The sequence below is a fragment of the Oleiphilus sp. HI0123 genome, from assembly GCF_001635315.1.
In genome coordinates, this window is the sequence record NZ_LWGE01000185.1 from 1 (window position 1) to 301 (window position 301).

At 38.9% G+C, this 301-nt stretch carries 1 protein-coding gene; it reads left to right on the plus strand.

Features of this window, described 5'->3' with window-relative positions; all coding sequences use genetic code 11:
* Positions 1–64: 64 nt before the first annotated feature.
* Positions 65–301, plus strand: a 237-nt coding sequence (locus tag A3761_RS01690; protein ID WP_197472729.1) for a glutathione S-transferase N-terminal domain-containing protein, incomplete at its 3' end; no start/stop codon positions are given.

The following is a 301-nucleotide window of genomic DNA, read 5'->3' on the forward strand; positions in this document are numbered from 1 at the left end:
CATTCTAAACGATCAGTTAGAAAAATTACTAAATCCCGACCAATAACGAATAAGGAAAAACCCTATGAAAATATATGAGATGAGAATCGCACCGAACCCGCGCAGAGTCCGAATTTTCTTAGCTGAAAAAGGGATTACGGACATAGAGTTCATTGAGATCGACCTTCAAAAAGGAGAAAACCTAAACTCAGAATTCAAACAAAAAAATCCATTGGCTAAAGTTCCGGTTCTAGAGCTCGATAATGGCCAAACAATTTCTGAGTCCGTCGCCATCTGTCGATACTTTGAAGAGCTATATCCA